This window comes from Spiribacter salinus M19-40 (assembly GCF_000319575.2).
Lineage (GTDB): Bacteria > Pseudomonadota > Gammaproteobacteria > Nitrococcales > Nitrococcaceae > Spiribacter > Spiribacter salinus.
On the sequence record NC_021291.1, the window covers coordinates 900,292 to 922,741 of the forward strand.

Sequence of the window (22,450 nt, forward strand, 5' to 3'; positions counted from 1 at the left end):
AACCGCTTACTCGCGGAAGTGTCCGAGGTTCATCAGCCGCTGATAGCGCTGCTCGAGGCGGGCTTCTGTCTCAAGGTCAATCACCTCCGCCAGCTGCCGGCGCAGGGCATCAGCAACCCGGCTGCTGGCTAGCGCCCAGTCGCGATGCGCACCACCGAGAGGCTCTTCAATCACCTCATCCACCAGCTCAAGTTCATTCAGGCGCGTGGCGGTAATCCCCATTGCCTCAGCGGCATCGGCTGCCTTGTCGGCACTCTTCCAGAGAATTGACGCGCAGCCCTCCGGGGAAATGACGGAGTAGGTACTGTATTCGAGCATCAAAAGTCGGTCACCCACGCCAATCGCGAGTGCGCCCCCGGAGCCGCCCTCACCCGTGACCGTGCAGATCACCGGGACCCGCAGACGCGACATCACGGCGAGATTACGGGCGATGGCCTCACTCTGACCGCGCTCCTCAGCGCCAACACCCGGATAAGCGCCGGGTGTGTCGATGAAGGTAAAAATCGGCAGCCCAAAGCGCTCGGCCATCTCCATCAGCCGCTTGGCCTTGCGATAGCCCTCCGGCCGGGGCATCCCGAAATTGCGCTGGATCTTCTCGCGGGTATCGCGGCCCTTCTGCTCACCAATCACCATGACCGGGCGCCCGTCCAGTCGAGCAACGCCGCCAATAACAGCAGCATCGTCCGCGTAGGCGCGATCGCCATGAAGCTCTTCAAATTCGGTAAAGATTGCCGCGATGTAATCCCGGGCATAGGGCCGTTGGGGATGCCGCGCAAGCTGAGAGACCTGCCACGGGGTCAGGTTGCGAAAAATCTGCTCGGTCAGCTGACGGCTTTTCGCCTGCAGCCGCACCAGCTCGTCGCTGATGCTGACTTCCGCGTCATCGCTGACGTGCCGCAATTCGTCGATCTTCGCCTCGAGCTCGGCAATGGGTCGCTCGAATTCAAGGAAGTTCAGATCCATGGACGCCAAGACAGATGCTCCCTGACCACACAACGTTTTATCGTATCACGCTGGCCGGCCCCGGCCATCGCCCTATCGACGGTAGTCGACCGCCACCCGGTCGGGGGGAAGGAGTTGGCCCAGGCGCTCAAGCAAGTCCGGATCCGGCCTCACCCGCCAGGCCTCGCCCAGGCGCAGCCGCGCTGTGGCCCCACGCCCCTCATAGTCGATACACACCGTGCACTCACCGCTTTGATACGGCGCCAGTGTCTCCTGGAGCCGGGGGACGAACCCGTTGCCCGCCTGACCCGCATCCACACGCAGGACGAGCCGCCGAGCGAAAGCCATGCGTGCGCCGGCGAGGTCAAAAACCCGCTCACCTGACACGCGGTAGCCATCACTGAACTCGTCATAGCCAAGATCCCCCTCGACAACGACCAACGCATCCTTTTCAAGAAGATGACGATGGCGCTGGTAGGCATCACCAAACAGGATCACCTCCAGTCGAGCGGTGCGGTCATCGAGCGTCAAAAACCCCAGACGCCGCCCTGATTGGGTAATGCGCGTGCGCACGGCCACGACCAGCCCGGCCACGATGACTCGGCGTTCCTTGTCACGACCGCCGGTCGCCTCATTCAGGCGGCAGCTGATAAACCCGGACAGCTCTGCCTCATGCTCGCTAATCGGGTGGCCGGTAAGATAAAGCCCCAGGGTCTCCTTCTCTGCCGTCAGCCGCTCACGCTCATCCCACTCCGCAACCGGTTCGACCTCGTGGTCCGGCGCGCTGGATGCAGCGCCATCACCCAGGCCAAACAAATCATCCTGACCCAACTCGGTGTTGCGGCTCTGCTGCTCGGCCGCCTGCAATGCCGAGGCGAGCATGGCCATCGCGCTGGCCCGGTTGGGTGTCACGGTATCCAGGCTGCCCGAGCGAATCAGCGCCTCCAGCACTCGTCGATTCACCCGGCGTAAGTCCACGCGTCGGCATAAATCGTAGAGATCCGTGTACTCACCGTTGCTTTGGCGGGCCTCGACAATGGCCTCCACGGCAGAATAGCCGACTCCCTTGACCGCCCCCAGACCGTAGATGGCCCGCTCATCCCCGGCCGCCTGGAACATCCAGTCCGAGCGATTGATATCCGGCGGATCCACAGCGAGACGCATCGCTCGACATTCATCGATCAGGGTCACGACCTTGTCGGTGTTATCCATATCCGAGGACAACACCGCCGCCATGAACGCAGCTGGGTAATGCGCCTTCAGCCAAGCCGTTTGATAGGACAAAAGGGCATAGGCCGCGGAGTGGGATTTGTTGAATCCGTACCCCGCGAACTTCTCCATCAGATCGAACAGGCCTTCGGCGTGCTCGCGCCGCAGCCCCTGATTCATGGCGCCTTCCAGGAAGATACTGCGCTGCTTGGCCATCTCTTCGGGCTTTTTCTTGCCCATGGCCCGGCGCAGCAAATCGGCCTCGCCGAGACTGTAGCCGCCCACCGCCTGCGCAATCTGCATCACCTGCTCCTGATAGAGGATGACGCCGTACGTGGGCTTGAGAATCGGCTTTAACGCATCGTGATGGAGCTCCGGTGTGGGATAGGCCACCGGCTTGCGGCCATGCTTGCGGTCAATGAAGTCCTCCACCATGCCCGACTGCAGCGGGCCGGGCCGGAACAACGCCACCAGTGCGATAATGTCCTCGAACGAATCCGGTTGCAGGCGCCGGATGAGATCCTTCATGCCACGAGATTCCAGCTGAAAGACCGCCGTGGTATGGCAGGCCTGCAACTGCGCGAAGGTCTTCGTGTCATTCAGCGGGATCTTGTCAATTTCAAGCGCCGGCTCACCGCGTTCAGCGCGTATGGCGGCAACGGCCTTGACCGTCCAGTCGATGATGGTGAGCGTCCGTAGGCCAAGGAAGTCGAACTTGACCAGACCAATCGCCTCGACATCGTCCTTGTCGAACTGTGTGGCCAGCCCAGCACCGCCAGGCTCACAAAACAGCGGCGCAAAATCGGTTAAATCCGAGGGTGCGATCACGACCCCGCCGGCGTGCTTGCCCACGTTGCGCGACAACCCCTCCAGACGTCCGGCCAAATCCAGCAGGAACGCAACATCCTCGTCTGATTCGCGCAGCTCACGCAGATCAGCCTCCTGCGCAAGGGCCTTATCGAGCGTCATCCCCAGCTCGAAGGGAATCATCTTTGCGATCCGGTCGACATAGCCATAACCATGGCCGAGCACACGGCCCACGTCGCGCACGACGGCTCGGGCCGCCATCGTCCCGTGCGTCGCGATCTGGGAGACCTTCTCCCGGCCGTAGCGCTCCGCCACGTAATCGATGACCTGGTCGCGTTTTTCCATGCAGAAGTCGACATCAAAGTCGGGCATGGAGACACGCTCAGGGTTTAGAAAGCGCTCGAAGAGAAGATCGTAACGCAATGGATCCAAGTCAGTTATTGACAGCGCATAAGCGACGAGTGAGCCGGCACCAGAGCCACGCCCCGGTCCAACGGGGATGTCCCGTGATTTCGCCCAGCGAATAAAGTCGGCCACGATGAGGAAGTAGCCTGGAAAACCCATCTGCTCGATCACGGCCAGCTCGTAATCGAGCCGTTCCTGATACGCCTCGGGCGTGCCGCCGGGGGTACCCAAGGCCTCGATCCGTTCCGCAAGACCCGCTTCCGACTCCGCCCTCAGGTGCGCCTCGATCGAGCGCCCCGCTGGCACCGGGAAATCCGGCGGCGCGTTCTGATCCAGCGTCAAAGAGAGATTACAGCGCCGAGCGATCGCCACCGTGTTTTCAATGGCCTCGGGCAAGTCGGCGAACAGCTCCATCATCTCAGCGGGACTGCGCAGGTGCTGCGCCTGGGCGTAGTCACGCGGGCGCTGCTCGTCATGCAGAATCCGACCCTGATGAATGCAAACGCGCGCCTCGTGCGCCTCGAAGTCATCCGGTTCAAGAAAGCGAACGGCATTGGTGGCCACGACGGGACAGGACGCTTCGCCCGCCAGTGCAACAGCGGCATGCACATGCGACTCGTCACCGGGCCGTCCCGTCCGCTGGAGTTCAAGATAGTAACGATCACCCAGACAGCCCTGCCAGAAGGCCAGGCGGTCGCGAGCGAGCGCCTCATCACCGGCGAGCAGCGCCTCGCCGACATCGCCACGGGCGCCGCCGGACAGGACGATTAAGCCGTCCGTACCCTCAGTGAGCCAGGCCCGCTCCACCACCGGCACGCCCTGGGCCTGGCCGTCGAGATAACTGGCGGTAATCAGCCGGGTCAGCGCGCCATAGCCCGCATCATTCATGCACAGGAAACTGAGGATGTGGTGGCGGCTGCCGTCTTCACTGGCAATCCGCAGATCCGCCCCGATCAGCGGCTTGATCCCGGCCTTTAGCGCCGCCTCGTAGAACTTCACCATCCCGAACAGGTTGCCCTGATCCGTCACGGCCACCGCCGGCATCCCCTGCGCGACCGCCGCCTGGATCAGGGGCTTGACCCGCACCGTGCCGTCAATCAGCGAGAATTCGGTATGGACGTTGAGATGGATGAAGCCGGATGCCATGAAATCGCCTTGCCTGACCTGCCCGCTGAGGATACTGCGGAACCGGTCATGGATGATAGGCGCCCAAGGGCCCCTGCACTAGAGATCGCGAACGGGTTTGAACGAGCGGCGATGAGCATCCGACGGGCCATGCAGGCGCAGCTGTTCACGATGCATCGCCGTGGGATACCCCATGTGCTGATCAAAACCATACACGGGATAGGCTTTGTGCAGGCCCAGCATCGCCTCATCCCGGTGCACTTTCGCGATGATGGATGCCGCGGAAATACATAAAACCGTTGCATCCCCTCCGATGACTGCTTGCGCCGGACAGGCGAGGTCCGGCAGGTCCTGACCGTCAACCAGGGCCTCGTCTGCGCGGGGGTCGAGCCCTTCAAAGGCTCTTTTCATTGCCAGGAGCGAGGCCTGGCGGATATTCAGCTGGTCGATTTCCTCAACGCTCGCCTCACCGATCGCCCAGGCGCTCGCCTTTGCCTTGATTTCATCTGTCAACGCATGTCGGCGTTTAACCGACAGGCGTTTTGAATCCCGAAGATGAGACCAATCACTGTCAGACGAGAGCACGACCGCTGCCGCGATCACCGGCCCGGCAAGCGGCCCTCTGCCAACCTCGTCAATACCCGCGACGCGCTCGGCATGCCCAGGCGCTCTCATGCCGTGTCCTTGTCCAAAAGCTCGCTGACCACCTCGGCCGCTCGTTCTGCTGCATCACACTGGAGGCTGGCATGGAGACTCGCGAAGCGACGCTGAAGCGCCGCCCGCGTCTCGCCGTTCGCAAGCATCTCAATCAGCGCCGTCGCGATCGGCGCGGCGCGCGCCTCGCTTTGCACGAACTCCGGGATTAGCGCATGGCCCGCCAGAATATTGGGCAACGCGAAATAACGGGTTTTAAGACTTAATCGGACCACCAGGGCCGTTAATGGATTCACTCGGTAGGCCATGACCATCGGTGCCCTCACCAGCATGGCCTCAAACGTTGCCGTGCCCGACGCCACCAGCGCGACGTCTGCGCCGGCCAGTACCTCGCGCGCCTGACCCGCAATCACTTGGATGGGCGGCGTTGTCGCCTGCTCTGTCATCTGTGTGATTGTGGCTTCAAGGCTGGGCGTAGCGGCTGGCAACACAAACCGACAGCCTGGGTTAAAACCTTGCAGACGTTTTGCCACATCCAGATACAGCGGCATCAGCCGCTTGATCTCGCTTGCTCGACTTCCCGGCAGCAACGCCACCATGGTCTGGGCGTCCGCTATCCCCAATCGCTCCCGGGCTGATGCACGATCTGGCTGCAACGGGATATCATCGGCCAGCGGATGGCCAACAAACCGCCCATCAATGCCATGTTCAGCAAGGAATTGAGGTTCGAACGGCAAAATACACAGCACGCAGTCAACGGCCTTCCTCAAACCATTGACCCGACCCGATCGCCAGGCCCAAACGCTCGGGCTCACATACTGCACCGTGGTCACACCAGCGCGCTTCAATCTTTTAGCAAGCGGGAGATTGAAATCGGGCGAATCGACACCGATGAATAGGTCCGGCGGATCATCAAGCCAGCGCTCGGCAAGCCCACGACGGATTCTTAAAAGCTGAGGAAGATGGGAGAGCACCTCGCCAATCCCCATGACCGATAACGCATCCATCGGGAACAACGAGGAGAGCCCGGCAGCCGTCATGCGCTGCCCGCCAATCCCCTCAAAGCAGGCACCGGGGTAGCGTTTGGATAACGACTGGATCAGCCCAGCGCCAAGATAATCTCCGGAAGGCTCGCCTGCCACGACCGCGATTTTCACAGCCGCGCACCGCTCAGCGCACAACGCCTCGGGACGAGGCTCGAAGGAAATGGGCCATTCCGTTCAGCACCGGATCATCGGGCGAGAGTGCCTCGATCGAGTCAATCGCATCGTGAAACGCGCGTCCTTGCCGATAGAGCATTTTATAGGCAGTCCGCACGCGCTGACGGGCCTCACTGTCAAACCCGCGGCGCTTCAAACCCTCGTTATTAATCCCGTGCGGTTGACCCGGGTCGCCAGACACCATCACCCAAGGCGGGACGTCACGGCGAATACAGCTGCCCATTGAGGTAAAACAACCCTCGCCGAGCTGGCAGAACTGATGGACCAGCGTGAAACCACCCAGAGTGACCGCGTCGCCAACGCAGACATGACCGGCGAGCGATGTACCGTTGGCAAAGACACCCTCATTGCCGAGCAGGCAGTCGTGAGCGATATGCACATAGGCCATGATCCAATTGCGATCTCCGATCCGAGTGACCCCGCCCCCTTCGCCAGTCCCGCGATTAATCGTCACGCCCTCGCGAATGGTGTTATCCGTGCCGATCTCCAGCCAGGTGTGCTCACCGTCGAACTTTTTATCCTGTGGCTCCTCACCAATCGACGAAAACTGGAAAATGCGCGTACCCGAGCCAATCGACGCAGGCCCGCGAATAACGACGTGAGGGCCAACCCAGCAGCCGCCTTCAAGGGTTACCTCACCCTCAATCACCGAGTACGGTCCCACCACGGTCCCTTCGCCGATCTTTGCCCGTGGGTCGACGATCGCTGTCGGATGAATCTCCATCACATTTCCTTCATCGTGCAGCGAATCCCCGCGCTAGCAGCGAGGTTGCCGTCGACCTCGGCACGCGCCTCAAAAAGCCAGATACCGCGGACGACACGGCCTAGACTAATCCGAAGATCCACCGTATCCCCCGGTTCAACCGGACGTTTGAACCGCGCGTTATCGACGCCCACCAGGAAAAATAACGGTGCCTCGGGTGGCAGCTCAGAGCCAGGCTCGGCTTCCCGCGTGACAAAAGCCATCAAACCGCACGCCTGCGCCATCGCTTCAGTCAGCAGCACACCCGGCATAATCGCCTGCCCCGGGAAGTGCCCCGTCACCCAGGGTTCATTCGCTGAGACCTGCTTGCGTGCGTGGAGCGATTCCCCCGGCACATAATCCACCACTCGATCGACCAGCAGAAACGGATAGCGGTGGGGTAACCGGCGCTTGATGCCCTCAAGGTCCAGTGTGTTCGTTGTTGTCATCATTCATCCTTTCAAGCGCCTTTTCGAGCGCATCAATCCGTCTCGCCATGGCATCAAGCTGGCGGAAGCGAACCGCGCTTCGCCGCCAATCCTGCGCGGGCATCGCCGGGATACCGGACGAATAAACCCCGGCTTCACGGACGTTGCCCGTCACCATGGCCATGCCGGTGAAAGTGGTGCCATCGGCGATGTTCAAATGGCCGGCAATTCCGACCGAACCCGCGATAATACAGCACCGTCCAATCCGCGTACTTCCCGAAATACCGGTACACGCAGCAATCACCGTGTGCTCACCCACTTCCACGTTGTGGGCAATCTGAACCAGATTATCGATCTTGCAGCCCTGACGGATTCGCGTGTCTCCCTGGGAGCCGCGATCAACCGTGGTATTGGCGCCAATGCTGACGTCATCTTCTATTTGTACGGTACCCAGCTGTGGCACGGCCTCCCAGCGCTCACCATCCTGCGCGAAGCCAAAGCCATCAGCCCCAATCACCGCACCTGCACTGACCTGCACCCGGTCACCTAGTTGGCAGCCCTCCGCAATGGTCACGTTTGGACCGATCACACAGTCAGCGCCGAGAACTGCACCCACGCCGATAACCGCACCGGAGCAAACCACACTGCCAGCACCGATGCGGGACTCATTATGAACCACAGCGTGTGGGGCGACTTCCGCTGCCGGGTCAACGTAAGCACCAGGAGCCACCCAGGCACTGGGGTCAACCCCAGGCTGTGCAGGACGCTGCGGGTTCAGCGCACGGGCCACCCGCGCGAAGGCAAGATACGGGTTGTTGGAGAAGACTGCCGGGACGGCCGGCGCCGAGGCGCGCATGTCCATCGGAAGGATGACGGCACTGGCCCGGGTCGTCGCAACGGCACGGCGATAGCGTGGATTGGCAAGAAAACTGATCGAACCACTTTCCGCCGTCTCGAGTGGTGCTACCGAATCGATTACAAGATTGCCATCACCGGAGAGCTCGCTGCCCGTGAGCTCGGCTAACTCTGCCAGCGTGAATGACTGTCCTTGCAAGCCGATGCCCCCTGCTATTCAGCGCCTTGATCGCGCTCGTACTGGCGCTGGAGACGCTGGATAATCCGATCGGTGATGTTGACCTGGTCACTGGCGTAAACCACGCCATCACTCACGACCAGGTCAAAGCTTTGCTCCTCGGCAAATTCACTTACCACTCGCAGGATTCGGCGCTGAAGATCTCCCAGTGCCTCATTGCGGCGCATGTTGAAATCTTCTCGGAAGGCCTCTTGTTGGCGCTGAATCTGGCGGCGCTGCACAACAATTTGCTGCTGCATCTCCTCCTGTTCATCCTGACCCAGGCTGAGGCGCTGCTCTGCCAGCCGGTCCTCAAGCGCCCGCAGCGAGTCCTGCATTGAGAGGATTTCTTCATCCCGAGGCGCGAACTCTTCCTGTAACTGCTCACGCGCCGCATCGGCCTGTGGGGCCTCATCCGAAACACGGCCTGGATTCACGTAACCGATTTTCAACGACTCATCGGCTGACACACCGTTGGCAGAAACGGCGAGGAAGAAAATCAGCATTAAAAGCAGCGAGTGGCATGCCCTCTTGGCGCGCATCGCCGTCTCAGGTGAATTCATCGCCATGTCAGAAGGTCGCTCCAATCGTGAACTGGAAAAATTGCGTCTCATCGCCTGGTTCATCATTGAGTGGCCGAGCCAGACTCATCGTCAGCGGACCAATCGGGGAGTAGTAAGTCAGCCCGGCACCCGCCGAGAAGCGCAAATCCGCCGTGTCGAATTGATCAAAGCCACCCAGGCCCTCGCGCTCCAGATCCCAAACCTGGCCGCCATCAACAAAGGCACTCAATCTCAGGTTATTGGCGTCGTCATCCAGCGATGGGCGAACCTGCATCTCGACGCGGCCGAGCACGCGCAGGTTGCCACCCACTTGCTCATCACTGTCGTCGGTCGGGCCCAGTGAATTGCGATCATAGCCTCGAACAGTACGAATACCACCGGCATAGAAGTTTTCGTAGAAGGGCAGAATTTCCGAATCGCCGTAGCCATCACCGTACGAGAGCGTCCCGTCAAGCATGAGGGTGAATCGCTCGTTGAGTGCGGCATAGCGGGTTTGATCAACGCTCAGCCGGTAGTACTCGAAATCCGAGACGCCGGGAAGGGACACCTCAAGGCGAGACTGCTGCCGGCCCCCTTGCGTCGGGAAAACAGCCCGATTGCGCGTATCCCGCGTCCAGGAGATATTCGCGCGGACAACGGCATTACTGCGCCCCTCGCGGGCAATCTCATCCACCAGATAAGAATCGGCGTCCGCGGGAAGATCGATATCCGTCTCCTCGAACTCCAGATCCGCACCAACACGATCATTCGATGAGACCGGCAAACGGTAACCGTATGATGCCGTCGCCGATTTAAGACCGTAGTCGTTCAAATCAAATTCATCGGCTTCACGGTCGCGGAAGGCGATGGCGTAGCGACGATCGATGCCACTGAGCGTGTGATTACGCTCCAAATAGGACAGCCGGTATTCCGTATCCGCGTCGTTGCTGTTGGCCACGAACTCGGCGCGATCACCGGTACCAAAGACGTTGTCTTGTTGAACACCCAAATTCAGGATCACGCCCTGGTCACTGCCAAAGCCGACACCCGCGCGCAAACTGCCTGACAAGCGCTCGGTGGTCTCTACTTCAACGTCGACCTGGTTATTGGTACCTGGCACCCGCGGCGTGTTGACCCGCACATCACCAAAAAAGCCGGTCCGGCCAAGACGGCGTTCAGACTCCTCAAGATCAGAGGTTGAGAGCCATGTCCCCTCAAACTGGCGCATCTCACCGCGGATCACATCATCTCGCGTGGTCTCATTACCACTGATCCGGACACGCCGAACATAGACGCGATCGGCCGGATCGACAAAAAAGGTCAAATCCACCGCTTCATCAGCGGCCCGGATCTCTGGGACCGGGTTGATCCGTGCAAACGCATAGCCGCGCTCGCCCAGCTTGTCCCGAAGCGCATCCACCGTCTCGCCGATACGCCGCTGATTATAGACCTCGCCGCTTTTTACGGTGAGCAGCTCACGCAGTTCCGCTTCATCAAAAATCAGATCACCCGCGAGTTCGATCTCGCCGACGTTGTACCTCTGGCCTTCATTCAGATTGACGGTGATATGAATTCGCTGGCGATCCGGGCTGATCGCCACCTGCGTCGAGTCAATGGCAAAATTGGCGTAGCCGCGATCGCGGTAGAATCGCTGCAGACGATCTAGATCGGCGGAGAGCCGCTGACGCGAATACTTATCGCGGTCTGATAGAAAAGCCCACCAGGCCCGCGGGCCCATCTCGAACTCATCACGAAGCGTATCGCCGTCAAAGGCCTGATTACCAATGAACTGGATAGGCTGTACGGAAGCCGGTTCGCCCTCTTCAATGTCCAGGCGAAGGCTGACTCGGTTTCGGGGCAGCGGAGAGACGGTACTCTCAATATCGATGTCGTAGTATCCAAGCGCGAAGTACTGCTGCTCGAGCTCACGCTCGATGGTTGAGAGCAGCGATGGATCAAAACTCTGCCCCTCACCCAGACCGGCGCCCGATAGGCCATCTCGCAGCCGATCACCCGGAATTTCGTCATTGCCCGTGAATTCGATCTGCGCAATGCCAGGGCGCTCGTCCACCTCGATGATCAGCGTATCGCCATCGCGCAGGAGCTGAACATCATCAAAGAATCCTGTCTCGAACAAGGACTCAACGGCGTCGGCACTGGCTGTGGCATCGATCTCGTCACCACGCTCAAGTGGCAAATAGTTCAGCACAGTGCCCTCGGCGATACGCTCGATACCGCGAATATCGATGTCCTCGACCGTAAATCCCTGGGCTGCACCGGCCCCACACATCAGAAAAAGCGCTGCAAATTTCTTGCGCATCATCAGCCTTTTTAATCAGCCCCCGGTCACGAAGATTCGGTGCAGGTCATTGTAAAAAGCCAGCGCCATCAGCATGACCAGCAGTGCGAGACCAATCTGCTGGCCGATACCCTGAGCTGCCTCGGACAAAGGCCGCCCGCGGACCCACTCGATCGTGTTGTACAAAAGGTGCCCACCATCCAGCACCGGCACAGGCAATAGGTTCAGGATACCAAGACTGATGCTGACAATCGCCAGGAACTTGAGAAATGGCGTTATCCCGAGCGAGACGCTATCACCGGCATACTGGGCAATGTTGATCGGACCGCTGAGGTTTTTCACCGACGCCTCCCCAATGACCATGCTGGCCAACACCTCCACGGTGAGCGCGCCGGCTCGCCAGCTCGCCTCAGTCGCCTTGGGTATTGCAGCCACTGGGCCGTAACGGACCTGATGGCGCATGTCCTCAAACAACCCGTCCGGCACACGTGGCGTCACGCCGAGCACGCCGATCTGCTGGTCGCCCCCGCCGCGTGCCTGCAGATTAACCGTTAACTGACGCGGCTCGTCGCCGCGTATCACGGTCAAATCCACGGTTTCGTTGGGATAGCGCCGGATCGACTCAACCAACGCCCCCCAGCGCTCGACCGGCTCGCCTTCGACCGCCACGATCCGATCACCAGACTGGATCCCGGCCTCGGCCGCGGCACCCCCATCGACCGCCTGATCGATGACCGGATCGATCCGTGGCCGCCAGGTTTGAAACCCAATCTTGTTAAGCACCTCACCCTGATCATCCAGCAAGCGCTCGTCTGACAGGTCCAGTTCACGCTGCGTCTGCGTACCATCCTGTCGCTCGACCACCACGGGTATCGGGGGATTATCGGCGGCGCGTATTAGCGTCAACACCGCCTCATCCCAGGCTTGAATATCGCTGCCAGCGACCTGTTTGAGTTCATCACCCGCCTGAAACCCTGCCGCTTCCGCTGGGGTATCCGGCAGGATTTCGCCGAGCACGGGTCGCATTTCGGTGGCCCCGATCACAAAAACGGCCCAGTAGGCCAAAATCGCCAGCGCGAAATTGAACACAGGGCCCGCGGCGATCACCGCGTTGCGCGCCCAGAGCGGCTTGCGGTTAAACGCCTGACTTTGGTGAGCCGGGTCGACCGGGCCCTCACGCTCATCCAGCATCTTGACGTAGCCGCCAAGGGGGATGGCCGCAATAACGTATTCCGTGCCATCCGCGCCTGTACGCTGCAGCAAAGGGCGACCAAATCCGATAGAGAACCGCAAAACCCGCACACCAACCCGCCGGGCTACCCAGAAATGCCCGAACTCATGCACCGCCACCAGTACGCCGATGACCAGCAGGAATCCGAGAATATTAGTCAGCACGCCCATCACTGCCTCCAACGCCGGACGTGCTCACCGGCAACGTGGCGCGCGGACTGCTCATGAGAAAGCAATGCCTCGAGGTCGCTCATGGGTGCGTGTGTCATGCCCTCCAGAGTAGCCTCTATCACCGGTGCGATGCGATGAAAACCAATCTCTCCAGACAAAAACGCCGCCACGGCTATTTCGTTCGCTGCGTTCAAGGCCGCGGTACTGGCACTGCCCGACTCCAATGCGGCGCGTGCCAATCCAAGGCAGGGGAACCGGCCAGGCTCGGGGGGCTCGAAATCGAGTTGTCCCAGCCGCGTCATGTCCAGCCCCTCGACGCCGGCCTCAATCCGCGCGGGCCAGGCCAGTGCCGCCGCGATCGGTGTGCGCATATCAGGCCGCCCAAGCTGCGCCAAGGTGGAGCCATCTCGATATTGCACCAGCGCATGCACCAGACTTTGCGGGTGAATCACCACCTCAACCCGCTCTGACTCCATTTCAAAAAACCTAGAAGCCTCAATGACTTCCAGGCCTTTATTCATCATGGTTGCAGAGTCTACCGAGATTTTTCGTCCCATGGACCAGTTCGGGTGCGCACAGGCCTCCGCCACTGTCACCGTTGCCAGCGTTTCCACTGGGCGAGTACGGAATGGACCACCAGAGGCTGTTAACACCAGACGATCAACATCGTTCACAGACCGCTCAGCGCGGCCGGGTGCCGTCTCAGGCAGGCATTGAAAAAGCCCGTTGTGCTCACTGTCGATGGGCAACACCACCGCCCCGCTTCGACGTGCCGCTGCCATGACCAGATCCCCGGCAACAACCAACGCCTCTTTGTTCGCAATCAATACCCGCTTGCCTGCCTCAACCGCCGCCAGGCAAGACGCGAGTCCTGCAGCGCCAACGATCCCGGCCACGACAGTGTCCACCTCCGGATATGCTGCGGCTTCAACGACCGCTGCTTCCCCCGCCTGCACTTGTGTCGGGTGATCAGGCCCGAGTGCATCGGCTAGCGCAGCAGCTGCCGAGGCATCCGCCATCACCGCAATCGCCGGGCGGAAGCGCTCGCAAAGCGCTGTCATGGAGGCCACATCGCGAAGGGCAGTAAGTGCCTGGATGCGATACCGATCGGGATGACGCGCCACGACGTCGAGCGTGCTGGTCCCGATGGAGCCCGTCGCACCAAGAAGACAGAGCCGCTGACTCATGATCGTCTTGGTCATGCCAGTTGCATCAACGCGGTCGTCATAACGGGCGCAGCAGCCAGCAACGCATCCACACGATCCAGGACACCGCCATGACCCGGCAGCAACCGGCCGCTGTCTTTTACGTCCGCCCAGCGCTTGAGCACACTCTCGCCGAGATCACCAACGACCGAAGCCGCCATGACAATAAGCGCCGTTGGCACAAGCCAGCCGAGAGACGGAAACGCTTCGCCAAGGCCCTTCCCCATGACCATGAGCAAAACCATAAGCGCTAGACCCGTCACAATGCCCCCCGCAACGCCTTCCCAGGTTTTACCGGGACTGATCGCTGGCGCAAGCCGGAGTCGGCCAAATCGATGACCCGCAAAATAGGCCCCGATGTCGGCACCCCATACCAGACTGAATAGCACGGTCAGCCAGAACGCTCCGTCATCAGGACGGGTATGGATCGCGACGAGCCCAAGCCACGCCAGACTCAGCGTGATCAGGCCCGCCACCATGCGCGCGGCTGGCGGTAATAACACCGCATCCGGGCGGCGTGACTGGGCAAGCAAGAGCACCAGCACGGCAAGCCACCAGATTAACGCGGGCACACCCCACACTTCCTGAAACCGGGGCGCGGCGGCCCCTGCGGCGTTCAACCCCGCGAGAACGGCAGCAAAAAGTGAGACATACAAAAGCCGCACCGCAAGCGTTTGTCGACCACACAACGCGACCCATTCCCAGGCGCCGAGCAGCGCGACCAACGCAAAAAGCGCACTCACCCATGTGCTGGGCGCAAACCAGATCAGCGCAAGGACGCCAGCGGCCAGTGGCAAAGCGGTTAGCAAACGCGCCCTAAGCATCCGGTGCCGCCTCGCTAGCGCCGGCAAGGCCACCGAAGCGACGCTCCCGGCTCGCAAACCAGTCAAGTGCGGTTTGCAACTCGGGAGCCTTGAAATCGGGCCAGAGCGTATCGGTGAAATAGAGTTCGGTATAGGCGAGCTGCCAAAGCAGAAAATTGCTGATCCGCTGCTCGCCGCCGGTGCGGATGAACAAATCAGGCTCAGGGGCGTGTCCAAGACAGACGGTCTGGCCAAGGGCCGCCTCATCAATGGACGCCGCATCGCGCTCGCCACGCTCCACTTCTTCAGCCAGCGTGCGCGCGGCTTGAGCAAGATCCCAGCGGCCGCCGTAACTCGCCGCAATATTGAGGTCCATACGGGTGTTAGCCGCTGTCAGCGATTCGGCAGCGGCGCAGCGTCTTTGAAGCTTGTCGGACAATTGCGCGCGATCACCGATCACCGACAGGCGGATGCCATTCTCGTGGAGTCGATCGGTCTCGCGGTCAAGCACCCGCAGGAACAATTCCATGAGCATACCGACCTCGTTGGCCGGCCGGCGCCAGTTCTCACTGCTAAAGGCAAAGAGCGTCAGTGCACTCACACCCGCGCGCGCCGCCGCCTCGACCACCGCACGCACCGAGTCCGCCCCAGCCCGGTGGCCCTGATGACGGGGCTCGCCGTGGTGTGCCGCCCACCGACCATTACCATCCATGATGATCGCCACGTGGGCGGGCACGGGTTTGCCTGCAGCGTTCATGGCGGCGTCTATCGACCTGATGGCCTTAAACGGACATCAGCTCCTCTTCCTTGCCAGCCAACAGCTCATCGATCGCCTGAATGTGCTTGTCCGTCAGCTTCTGGATGCGATCCTCACCCTGCTTCTCTTCGTCTTCGGTGATCTCTTTTTCCTTGAGGAGCTGTTTGAAGTCGCTGTTCGCATCGCGTCGGATATTGCGCACTGCGACTTTGGCCTGCTCGCCCTCGCTGCGCACCACTTTGACCAAATCGCGCCGGCGCTCCTCGGTGAGCGGCGGCAGCGGAATCCGGATCGCTTGGCCCGCCGTGTTCGGCGTCAAACCCAGATTGGATTCCATGATCGCCTTTTCAATCGGCCCGGTCATGCTCTTCTCGAAGGGCGTCACAACCAGCGTGCGCGCATCACCCACGGAGACCGTAGCCGCCTGATTCAACGGCACCTCCGTGCCGTAGTAACTCACACTCACCTGGTCCAGCAGGCTCGTATGCGCTCGGCCGGTGCGGATTTTGTGCAGATCCTGATTCAGGTTCTCGACGCTTTTCGCCATACGCTGGTCCGCGTCTTTTGCAATCTCGTCTATCATTGCCTCATCCCCGCTCGACCCGGGTCCCCACACGCTCGCCCTCGACGATACGCGCCAGCACGCCAGGCTCGTTAATATCAAAAACCACGATGGGCATGTTCTGATCACGGCACATGACGATCGCCGTGGCATCCATCACGGACAACCGATCGTCGAGCACCTGATCGTAGGTCAGCTGGTCGTAGCGCAAGGCCGAGGGATCGGTCATGGGATCCGCGGAATAGACACCGTCCACCTTGGTCGCTTTCAACATCAGATCCGCACCGATTTCCACCGCCCGCAGGCTTGCTGCCGAGTCAGTGGTGAAAAACGGGTTACCCGTTCCCGCGGCAAAGATCACGACCCGGCCTTTCTCGAGATGGCGAACAGCCCGGCGGCGGATGTAATCCTCACAGACCTGATTAATCTTGATCGCGGACATCACGCGGGTGAAGACATTCTCGCGCTCCAGGGCATCCTGCATCGCCAGGCCGTTCATGACCGTGGCAAGCATGCCCATGTGATCCGCGCCCACCCGGTCCATGCCGGCCTCAGCGAGCCCGGCACCCCGGAAGATATTGCCCCCGCCGATGACCAGTGCAACCTCCACACCGCGGTCAACCAACGCGTGGATTTCGGCCGCGAGCCGACGCAATACCAGAGGATCGATGCCGTAATCGGCCTCGCCGAGCAGCGCCTCCCCGCTGAGTTTGAGGAGGATGCGTTGGTAAACCGGTTCGGCCATGGGGATCCCCTTAACTGCCTTGAATCGTAGCCGCCACCTCTTCGGCGAAGTTCTCCGCGCGCTTTTCGATGCCCTCACCCACCTCAAGGCGGGCAAACCGTACCACCCGGGCGCCACGGCTCTTCAGCAGCGCCTCGACGGTCTGATCAGGATCTTTCACGAACGGCTGACCGAGCAGCGTGATCTCGGCAAGCCACTTGCGCAGCCGCCCCTCGACCATCTTTTCGATGATTTCCTGCGGCTTACCCGACTCCTGCGCCTGGGCAATCAGAATCTCGCGCTCATGCTGCGCCCGCTCCTCGGATACATCATCTACGCTGACACAGACGGGCTGGCTGGCTGCGATGTGCATGCACAAGTCGCGGCCAAGGTCAGTATCGCCACCTTCCAGTTCCAGCAGTACGCCGATGCGTCCACCGTGGAGGTAGTGATGAACGGCACCTGACTCGGTCTCAAAGCGCTGGAAGCGACGGACCTGGATGTTCTCGCCGATCTTGGCCACGAGCTCTTTTTGAGCCATTTCGACATCCGGGCCACCGGCTTCGAGCGGCAGCGTCATCAGTGCGCCGAGATCCGCCGGATCATTGATCAGGATGCGCTCGACCACCTGCCGGGCAAAGGTCTTGAAGTCATCGCCATTGGCGACGAAATCCGTCTCGCTGTTGATCTCGACAATCGCGCCCACCTTGCCGTTATCAGCAATCGAGGCCACCACAGCCCCTTCCGCTGCCACGCGGTCGGCTTTTTTGTCCGCCTTCGCGAGTCCACGCTTGCGCATGTACTCAACGGCCGCGTCCATATCACCGCTGGTTTCAACCAGCGCCTTTTTGCACTCCATCATGCCGGCACCCGTGCGCTCGCGCAGGTCCTTGACGAGTTGTGCGGTAATCGCCATCAGTACGTTCCCCTGTTCGGTTCGGTCTAGCCGTCAGTTTTTGCCGCGTCGTCGTCGGCCGCCGGTGTGTCGGTCGGCTCCGGCTCAGCGGCAGGCGCTTCTGCGGGTGTCTCTGCCGGTGCCTCTGCTGGCGCCTCCGCCGGTGTCTCTGCGGGTGCTTCGGCGGCCGCCGCGGTCGGCGCTGCCTTGGTCGCAGCTTCAGCCGGGGCTTCAGCGGCCCCACTCGACATCTCGACGAATTCATCTTCGCCGCTGCTGCCGGGCGCTGTCGTCATCCGCGCATCCACAATGGCATCCGCTGCTCCGTGCAGATACAGCCGAATGGCACGAATCGCGTCGTCGTTGCCCGGAATGACGTAGTCAACTTCCTTCGGGCTGTTGTTCGTATCCACCACGGCCACAACCGGAATACCGAGCTTGCGGGCCTCCTGGATCGCGATCTTCTCAAAGCCAACGTCAACCACGAACAGGGCGTCCGGCAAGGACTCCATATCGACGATGCCGCCAAAGGCGCGTTCGAGCTTGTCCATCTCACGCTGCAGGGAAAGGACCTCACGCTTGCCGAGCTTGTCGAACGTCCCGTCCTGCTTCTGCTCCTGGAGCTCCTTGAAGCGGCGAATCGAGCGCTTGACGGTACGGAAGTTGGTCAGCATGCCACCGAGCCAGCGGTGGTTGACGTAAGGCATCTTGCAGCGCAAGGCCTCTTCACGTACGGCATCCCGTGCCGCGCGCTTGGTGCCAACGAACAGGATCCGACCGCCGTTGCCGGCCAGTTTGCCCACGTAATTCAGGGCGTCCTGATACAGCGGCAGGCTCTTTTCGAGGTTAACGATGTGAATCTTGTTGCGCTCGCCAAAGATGTACGGCGCCATCTTCGGGTCCCAGTAACGGGTCTGGTGGCCGAAATGAACGCCGGCCTCCAGCATCTGTCGCATGGTCACTTTGGCCATGGTGAAATCTCCTTGTATCGGGTTAAGCCTCCATGCACCCGCAACTGACAACCCCTTGGGGCACCCCGCCAGTCGTGTCGGTGCATGTGTGAAGTTTTCTCTTGCATTGCCCTGAGGGCGTCGCGTTTATACCATAGACGGCTTGCAGCGACAATTTCGGATGCCGCGCAAAACGCCATTTCCGGGGTTATTCGACCCTGCAGACGGATACACCATGAGCATCACGACAAAAACGGCCGCCGAGATCGAACAGATGCGCGAGGCTGGCCGCCGCGCCGCCTCGGTTCTGGACATGATCACCGAACACGTGCGCCCGGGCATTTCCACCGGCGAGCTCGATCGGCTTTGTCACGCCTACATCGACTCCATCGACTGCGTCCCCGCCCCCCTGAATTACCGCGGCTTCCCGAAGGCCACCTGCATTTCGGTCAATCACGTGATCTGCCATGGCATCCCAGGCGACAAAAAACTCAAACGGGGCGACATCCTCAACATCGATGTGACCGTGATTTATAACGGCTGGCATGGCGACACAAGCCGCATGTACTTTGCAGGTCAGCCCGGTATTCAGGCCCGCCGCGTCACGGAGATTGCCCAGGCCGCCCTTGAGGCGGGCATCCGTGCCGTCCAGCCCGGCGCCCGCCTTGGCGACATCGGCCATGCGATTCAAACGCTGGTTGAAGGTGAGGGGTGCTCCGTGGTCCGCGAATACTGTGGCCATGGTATTGGCCGCGGCTTCCACGAAGAGCCCCAGGTCCTTCACTACGGCAAACCTGGCACCGGCATGACCCTGCAGCCTGGCATGACGTTCACGATTGAGCCCATGGTCAACGCCGGCCGCCCCGACACCCGGCTGCTCGGTGATCAGTGGACGGTGGTCACCAAGGATCACAGCCCGTCAGCGCAATGGGAGCACACCGTTGCTGTCACCGACGATGGCGTCGACATCCTCACGCTGAGTGCGCCCGACTAACATGGTGGCTATGGCGCCTGCCCTGGACGACGAAGGCCTCGACCGTCAGCTGCTCGACCTCGACGCACTGGATAGCCAGCTTGACGGCGATCCGAACCCGGCCATACGGCTGCGCCAGACACTTCGCGATGCAGACGAGACGCTGGCCGCCCGGTTTCAGGAGGGCACACCGGCTTCCACCCTGGTCCCGCTACGCGCGACACTCATGGACGCCATCGTCATCCGATTATGGCAACGCCTCATGGGGGATTTCGCGGACATCGGCTGTCTTGTGGCGGTGGGCGGTTACGGCCGCGGGGAGCTCCACCCTGCCTCCGACACCGATCTCATGGTGCTTGTGCCAGCCACACCCGTGGAGGGGCTTGATGCCAGGCTGACCGGGTTTATCACGGCGCTTTGGGATGTCGGCATCGAGGTTGGGCATAGCGTGCGCAGCATCGATGACTGCGTCACCGAGGCGGACAAGGACATTACGGTTGCCACAAACCTGATGGAGGCTCGCCCACTGGCGGGCGATTCCACCCTGTTCAAGGACATGGAAGCGGCCACCAGCCCCTTCCGCATCTGGCCTGGTCCCGCCTTTTTCGAGGCGAAGTGGGCCGAACAGCAGCGCCGTCATGAGCGTTATCACGACACCGCCTACAACCTGGAGCCGAACCTCAAGGAGAGTCCGGGCGGGCTGCGGGATATCCACATGATTGGCTGGGTGGCGAAGCGGCATTTCAATGCGAACTCGCTCGGCGACCTGGTGGATCTCGGTTTTCTGACCGACGGCGAGTACGATGCCTTGTTGCAAGGCCAGCACTTTCTCTGGGACCTGCGTTTTGCCCTGCACCTGCAAGCGGGCCGGCGCGAAGATCGGCTGCTGTTTGAATACCAGACCGAGCTTGCTCGCCAGTTTGGCTACAAAGACGCCGAGCACACCCTGGCCGTCGAGCAGTTCATGCAGCGCTACTACCGCATGATCATGCGACTCAACCGCCTCAATGAAATGCTCCTGCAGCTCTACCAGGAGTCCATTCTGTACGGCGATGTTGATGAAAAACCGCGGCTGCTAAACAAACGTTTTCAGGTGAAACGGGGTTTTATTGAGGTCACCCACCGCAACATCTTTAAGCGCTATCCCATTGCCATTCTTGAGCTTTTTTTGCTCATGCAGCAGCACCCCGAAGTACGAGGGATTCGCGCGGCCACGGTGCGACAGTTACGTGAGCACCGCTATCTGATCGACGAGCGCTTTCGTGAGGACCTGCGGGTGCGCAGCCTGTTCATGGAAATCCTGCGTCAGCCTGAAGGCATCACCCACGCACTGCGCCGCATGCATGGCCACGGCATCCTCGGCCGCTACATCCCCGCCTTCGCCGAGATCACCGGGCGGATGCAGTACGACCTGTTTCATGTCTATACCGTCGACACCCACACCTTGATGGTTGTGAGAAATCTGCGCCGGTTAGCCATGCCAGAGCACCGGGGAGAGTTCCCACTACTCAGCCAGATCCACGGGCGCATCCCCAAACCGGAGCTGCTCTACCTGGCCGGTCTGTTTCACGACATCGCCAAGGGCCGCGGTGGCGACCACTCCGAACTCGGTGCGGAAGATGCCTACGCGTTCTGTCTGCAGCACGGGCTGTCACGCTATGACTGCCGCTTTGTCGCCTGGCTCGTGCGCAAGCACCTGCTGATGTCGATGACCGCACAGCGCCGTGATATCAGCGACCCAGCGGTGATCAACGAGTTCGCTGCCGAGGCGGGCGACCTGACGCATCTTGATTACCTGTACTTACTGACGGTGGCCGATATCCGGGCAACCGACCCCAAACTCTGGAACAGCTGGCGCGAGGCCTTGCTCCTCGAGCTCTACCGCCGGGCAAGCCGGGCCCTGCGCCGTGGGCTGGGTGCCCCGGTTGATGAAGAAGAGCTGGTCAGTGAAGCACAAACCCGCGCCCGCGATCTATTGCGCGACCAGGGCCTGCATCACATGACCGTGCGCTCTATCTGGCGGCACTTCACGCCCGAGTATTTCCTGCGCTACACCGCCGACGAGGTCGCCTGGCACACCGCCGCCATCCATTCCGCCGGCAGTGCCGCCCATGTCCCGCTGATTTTGATTGACCCGCAAACCCGTCGCGGTGGTACCGAAGTCTTTATCTACACCCGCGATCGCGACAACATCTTTGCCCTGGCGGTCTCGGCGATGGATCAGCTCGGTCTGGATATTCAGGACGCGCGCATCATTACCACCACCAATGGCTATACCCTCGACAGCTTTCTCGTGCTCGAAGAAACGGATCAGGGCCTCGAGCGTGACGCCCGGACAGCCATGATCCGCGAGACGCTCACCGAGGTCCTTGGCGAGACCCGAAAGCCACCAGAGCCCGGGCACCGCGGCCTGCCGCGACGCCTACGCCACTTCAACACGCCAACCCAGGTCGATTTCAGCGAGGACACGGGTAACGGGCGCACCGCGGTCGAGCTCATTACCGGCGATCAGCCGGGCCTGCTTGCCCGCGTGGGCAGCGTATTCGCGCGCCACAGCCTGCGGGTGCAAAACGCCAAGATCGCCACCATTGGCGAGCGCGCCGAGGATGTGTTCTTTCTGACCGATGCCGATAACGCGCCGCTGACACCAGCGCTGCGCCAGCAACTGCGCAGTGAACTCCTCGAGCTGTTTGAGGGCGATAGCGACATTATGCGCCGCGGAGATGGGGTTTAGC

At 61.1% G+C, this 22,450-nt stretch carries 18 protein-coding genes and 1 pseudogene; 2 read left to right on the plus strand and 17 right to left on the minus strand.

Features of this window, described 5'->3' with window-relative positions; all coding sequences use genetic code 11:
* Positions 1-6 precede the first annotated feature (6 nt).
* From accA to rpsB, 17 genes and pseudogenes are all read right to left on the minus strand, one after another.
* On the minus strand, positions 7-963 hold the full coding sequence (gene accA / locus SPISAL_RS04510) for an acetyl-CoA carboxylase carboxyl transferase subunit alpha (RefSeq protein WP_016353285.1): 957 nt from the start codon (positions 961-963) through the stop codon (positions 7-9).
* Between the two features lie 72 nt (positions 964-1,035).
* A complete protein-coding gene (dnaE, locus tag SPISAL_RS04515; RefSeq protein ID WP_016353286.1) occupies positions 1,036-4,509 on the minus strand; it encodes a DNA polymerase III subunit alpha in 3,474 nt (1,157 codons plus the stop codon).
* 78 nt (positions 4,510-4,587) lie between these two features.
* Entirely contained in the window at positions 4,588-5,163 is a 576-nt protein-coding gene (gene rnhB, locus SPISAL_RS04520) for a ribonuclease HII (protein ID WP_016353287.1), read from the minus strand.
* The gene (gene lpxB, locus SPISAL_RS04525; protein ID WP_016353288.1) at positions 5,160-6,299 is read right to left on the minus strand and encodes a lipid-A-disaccharide synthase; all 1,140 of its coding nucleotides are present in this window, start codon (positions 6,297-6,299) and stop codon (positions 5,160-5,162) included. The genes rnhB and lpxB overlap by 4 nt, the downstream gene beginning before the upstream one ends.
* A gap of 13 nt (positions 6,300-6,312) precedes the next feature.
* Complete coding sequence (gene lpxA / locus SPISAL_RS04530; protein WP_016353289.1) at positions 6,313-7,086, minus strand: acyl-ACP--UDP-N-acetylglucosamine O-acyltransferase; 774 nt, start codon at positions 7,084-7,086, stop codon at positions 6,313-6,315.
* Positions 7,086-7,553, minus strand: coding sequence for a 3-hydroxyacyl-ACP dehydratase FabZ (gene fabZ, locus SPISAL_RS04535; RefSeq protein WP_016353290.1), 468 nt, complete (start codon positions 7,551-7,553; stop codon positions 7,086-7,088). The genes lpxA and fabZ overlap by 1 nt, the downstream gene beginning before the upstream one ends.
* Complete coding sequence (lpxD, locus tag SPISAL_RS04540) at positions 7,525-8,586, minus strand: UDP-3-O-(3-hydroxymyristoyl)glucosamine N-acyltransferase (RefSeq protein WP_016353291.1); 1,062 nt, start codon at positions 8,584-8,586, stop codon at positions 7,525-7,527. The genes fabZ and lpxD overlap by 29 nt, the downstream gene beginning before the upstream one ends.
* Before the next feature lie 14 nt (positions 8,587-8,600).
* Positions 8,601-9,173, minus strand: a complete 573-nt coding sequence (locus SPISAL_RS04545; RefSeq protein WP_245539887.1) for an OmpH/Skp family outer membrane protein — start codon at positions 9,171-9,173, stop codon at positions 8,601-8,603.
* 1 nt (position 9,174) lies between these two features.
* Positions 9,175-11,469, minus strand: coding sequence for an outer membrane protein assembly factor BamA (gene bamA, locus SPISAL_RS04550; RefSeq protein ID WP_016353293.1), 2,295 nt, complete (start codon positions 11,467-11,469; stop codon positions 9,175-9,177).
* 12 nt (positions 11,470-11,481) lie between these two features.
* Positions 11,482-12,846, minus strand: a complete 1,365-nt coding sequence (gene rseP, locus SPISAL_RS04555; protein ID WP_016353294.1) for an RIP metalloprotease RseP — start codon at positions 12,844-12,846, stop codon at positions 11,482-11,484.
* Complete coding sequence (locus tag SPISAL_RS04560) at positions 12,846-14,036, minus strand: 1-deoxy-D-xylulose-5-phosphate reductoisomerase (RefSeq protein ID WP_187287982.1); 1,191 nt, start codon at positions 14,034-14,036, stop codon at positions 12,846-12,848. The genes rseP and SPISAL_RS04560 overlap by 1 nt, the downstream gene beginning before the upstream one ends.
* Positions 14,037-14,044: 8 nt before the next feature.
* On the minus strand, positions 14,045-14,875 hold the full coding sequence (locus tag SPISAL_RS04565) for a phosphatidate cytidylyltransferase (protein ID WP_016353296.1): 831 nt from the start codon (positions 14,873-14,875) through the stop codon (positions 14,045-14,047).
* A complete protein-coding gene (gene uppS, locus SPISAL_RS04570) occupies positions 14,868-15,611 on the minus strand; it encodes a polyprenyl diphosphate synthase (RefSeq protein ID WP_016353297.1) in 744 nt (247 codons plus the stop codon). Before uppS ends, SPISAL_RS04565 begins: the two co-directional genes overlap by 8 nt.
* A gap of 25 nt (positions 15,612-15,636) precedes the next feature.
* Complete coding sequence (frr, locus tag SPISAL_RS04575; protein WP_016353298.1) at positions 15,637-16,194, minus strand: ribosome recycling factor; 558 nt, start codon at positions 16,192-16,194, stop codon at positions 15,637-15,639.
* Between the two features lie 4 nt (positions 16,195-16,198).
* On the minus strand, positions 16,199-16,918 hold the full coding sequence (gene pyrH / locus SPISAL_RS04580) for a UMP kinase (protein ID WP_016353299.1): 720 nt from the start codon (positions 16,916-16,918) through the stop codon (positions 16,199-16,201).
* Positions 16,919-16,928: 10 nt separating this feature from the next.
* On the minus strand, positions 16,929-17,813 hold the full coding sequence (gene tsf / locus SPISAL_RS04585; protein WP_016353300.1) for a translation elongation factor Ts: 885 nt from the start codon (positions 17,811-17,813) through the stop codon (positions 16,929-16,931).
* Between the two features lie 137 nt (positions 17,814-17,950).
* A pseudogene (gene rpsB, locus SPISAL_RS04590) lies at positions 17,951-18,763 on the minus strand (30S ribosomal protein S2); the annotation flags it as partial.
* Positions 18,764-18,977: 214 nt separating this feature from the next.
* On the opposite strand from rpsB, the gene map reads away from it, so the two are divergent.
* Both map and glnD read left to right on the plus strand, forming a co-directional pair.
* On the plus strand, positions 18,978-19,736 hold the full coding sequence (gene map, locus SPISAL_RS04595; RefSeq protein ID WP_016353302.1) for a type I methionyl aminopeptidase: 759 nt from the start codon (positions 18,978-18,980) through the stop codon (positions 19,734-19,736).
* Position 19,737: 1 nt separating this feature from the next.
* Positions 19,738-22,449 carry a [protein-PII] uridylyltransferase gene (gene glnD / locus SPISAL_RS04600; RefSeq protein ID WP_016353303.1) on the plus strand — a complete coding sequence of 904 codons (2,712 nt, stop codon included), beginning with the start codon at positions 19,738-19,740 and terminating at the stop codon, positions 22,447-22,449.
* The last annotated feature ends 1 nt before the right edge of the window (position 22,450 follow it).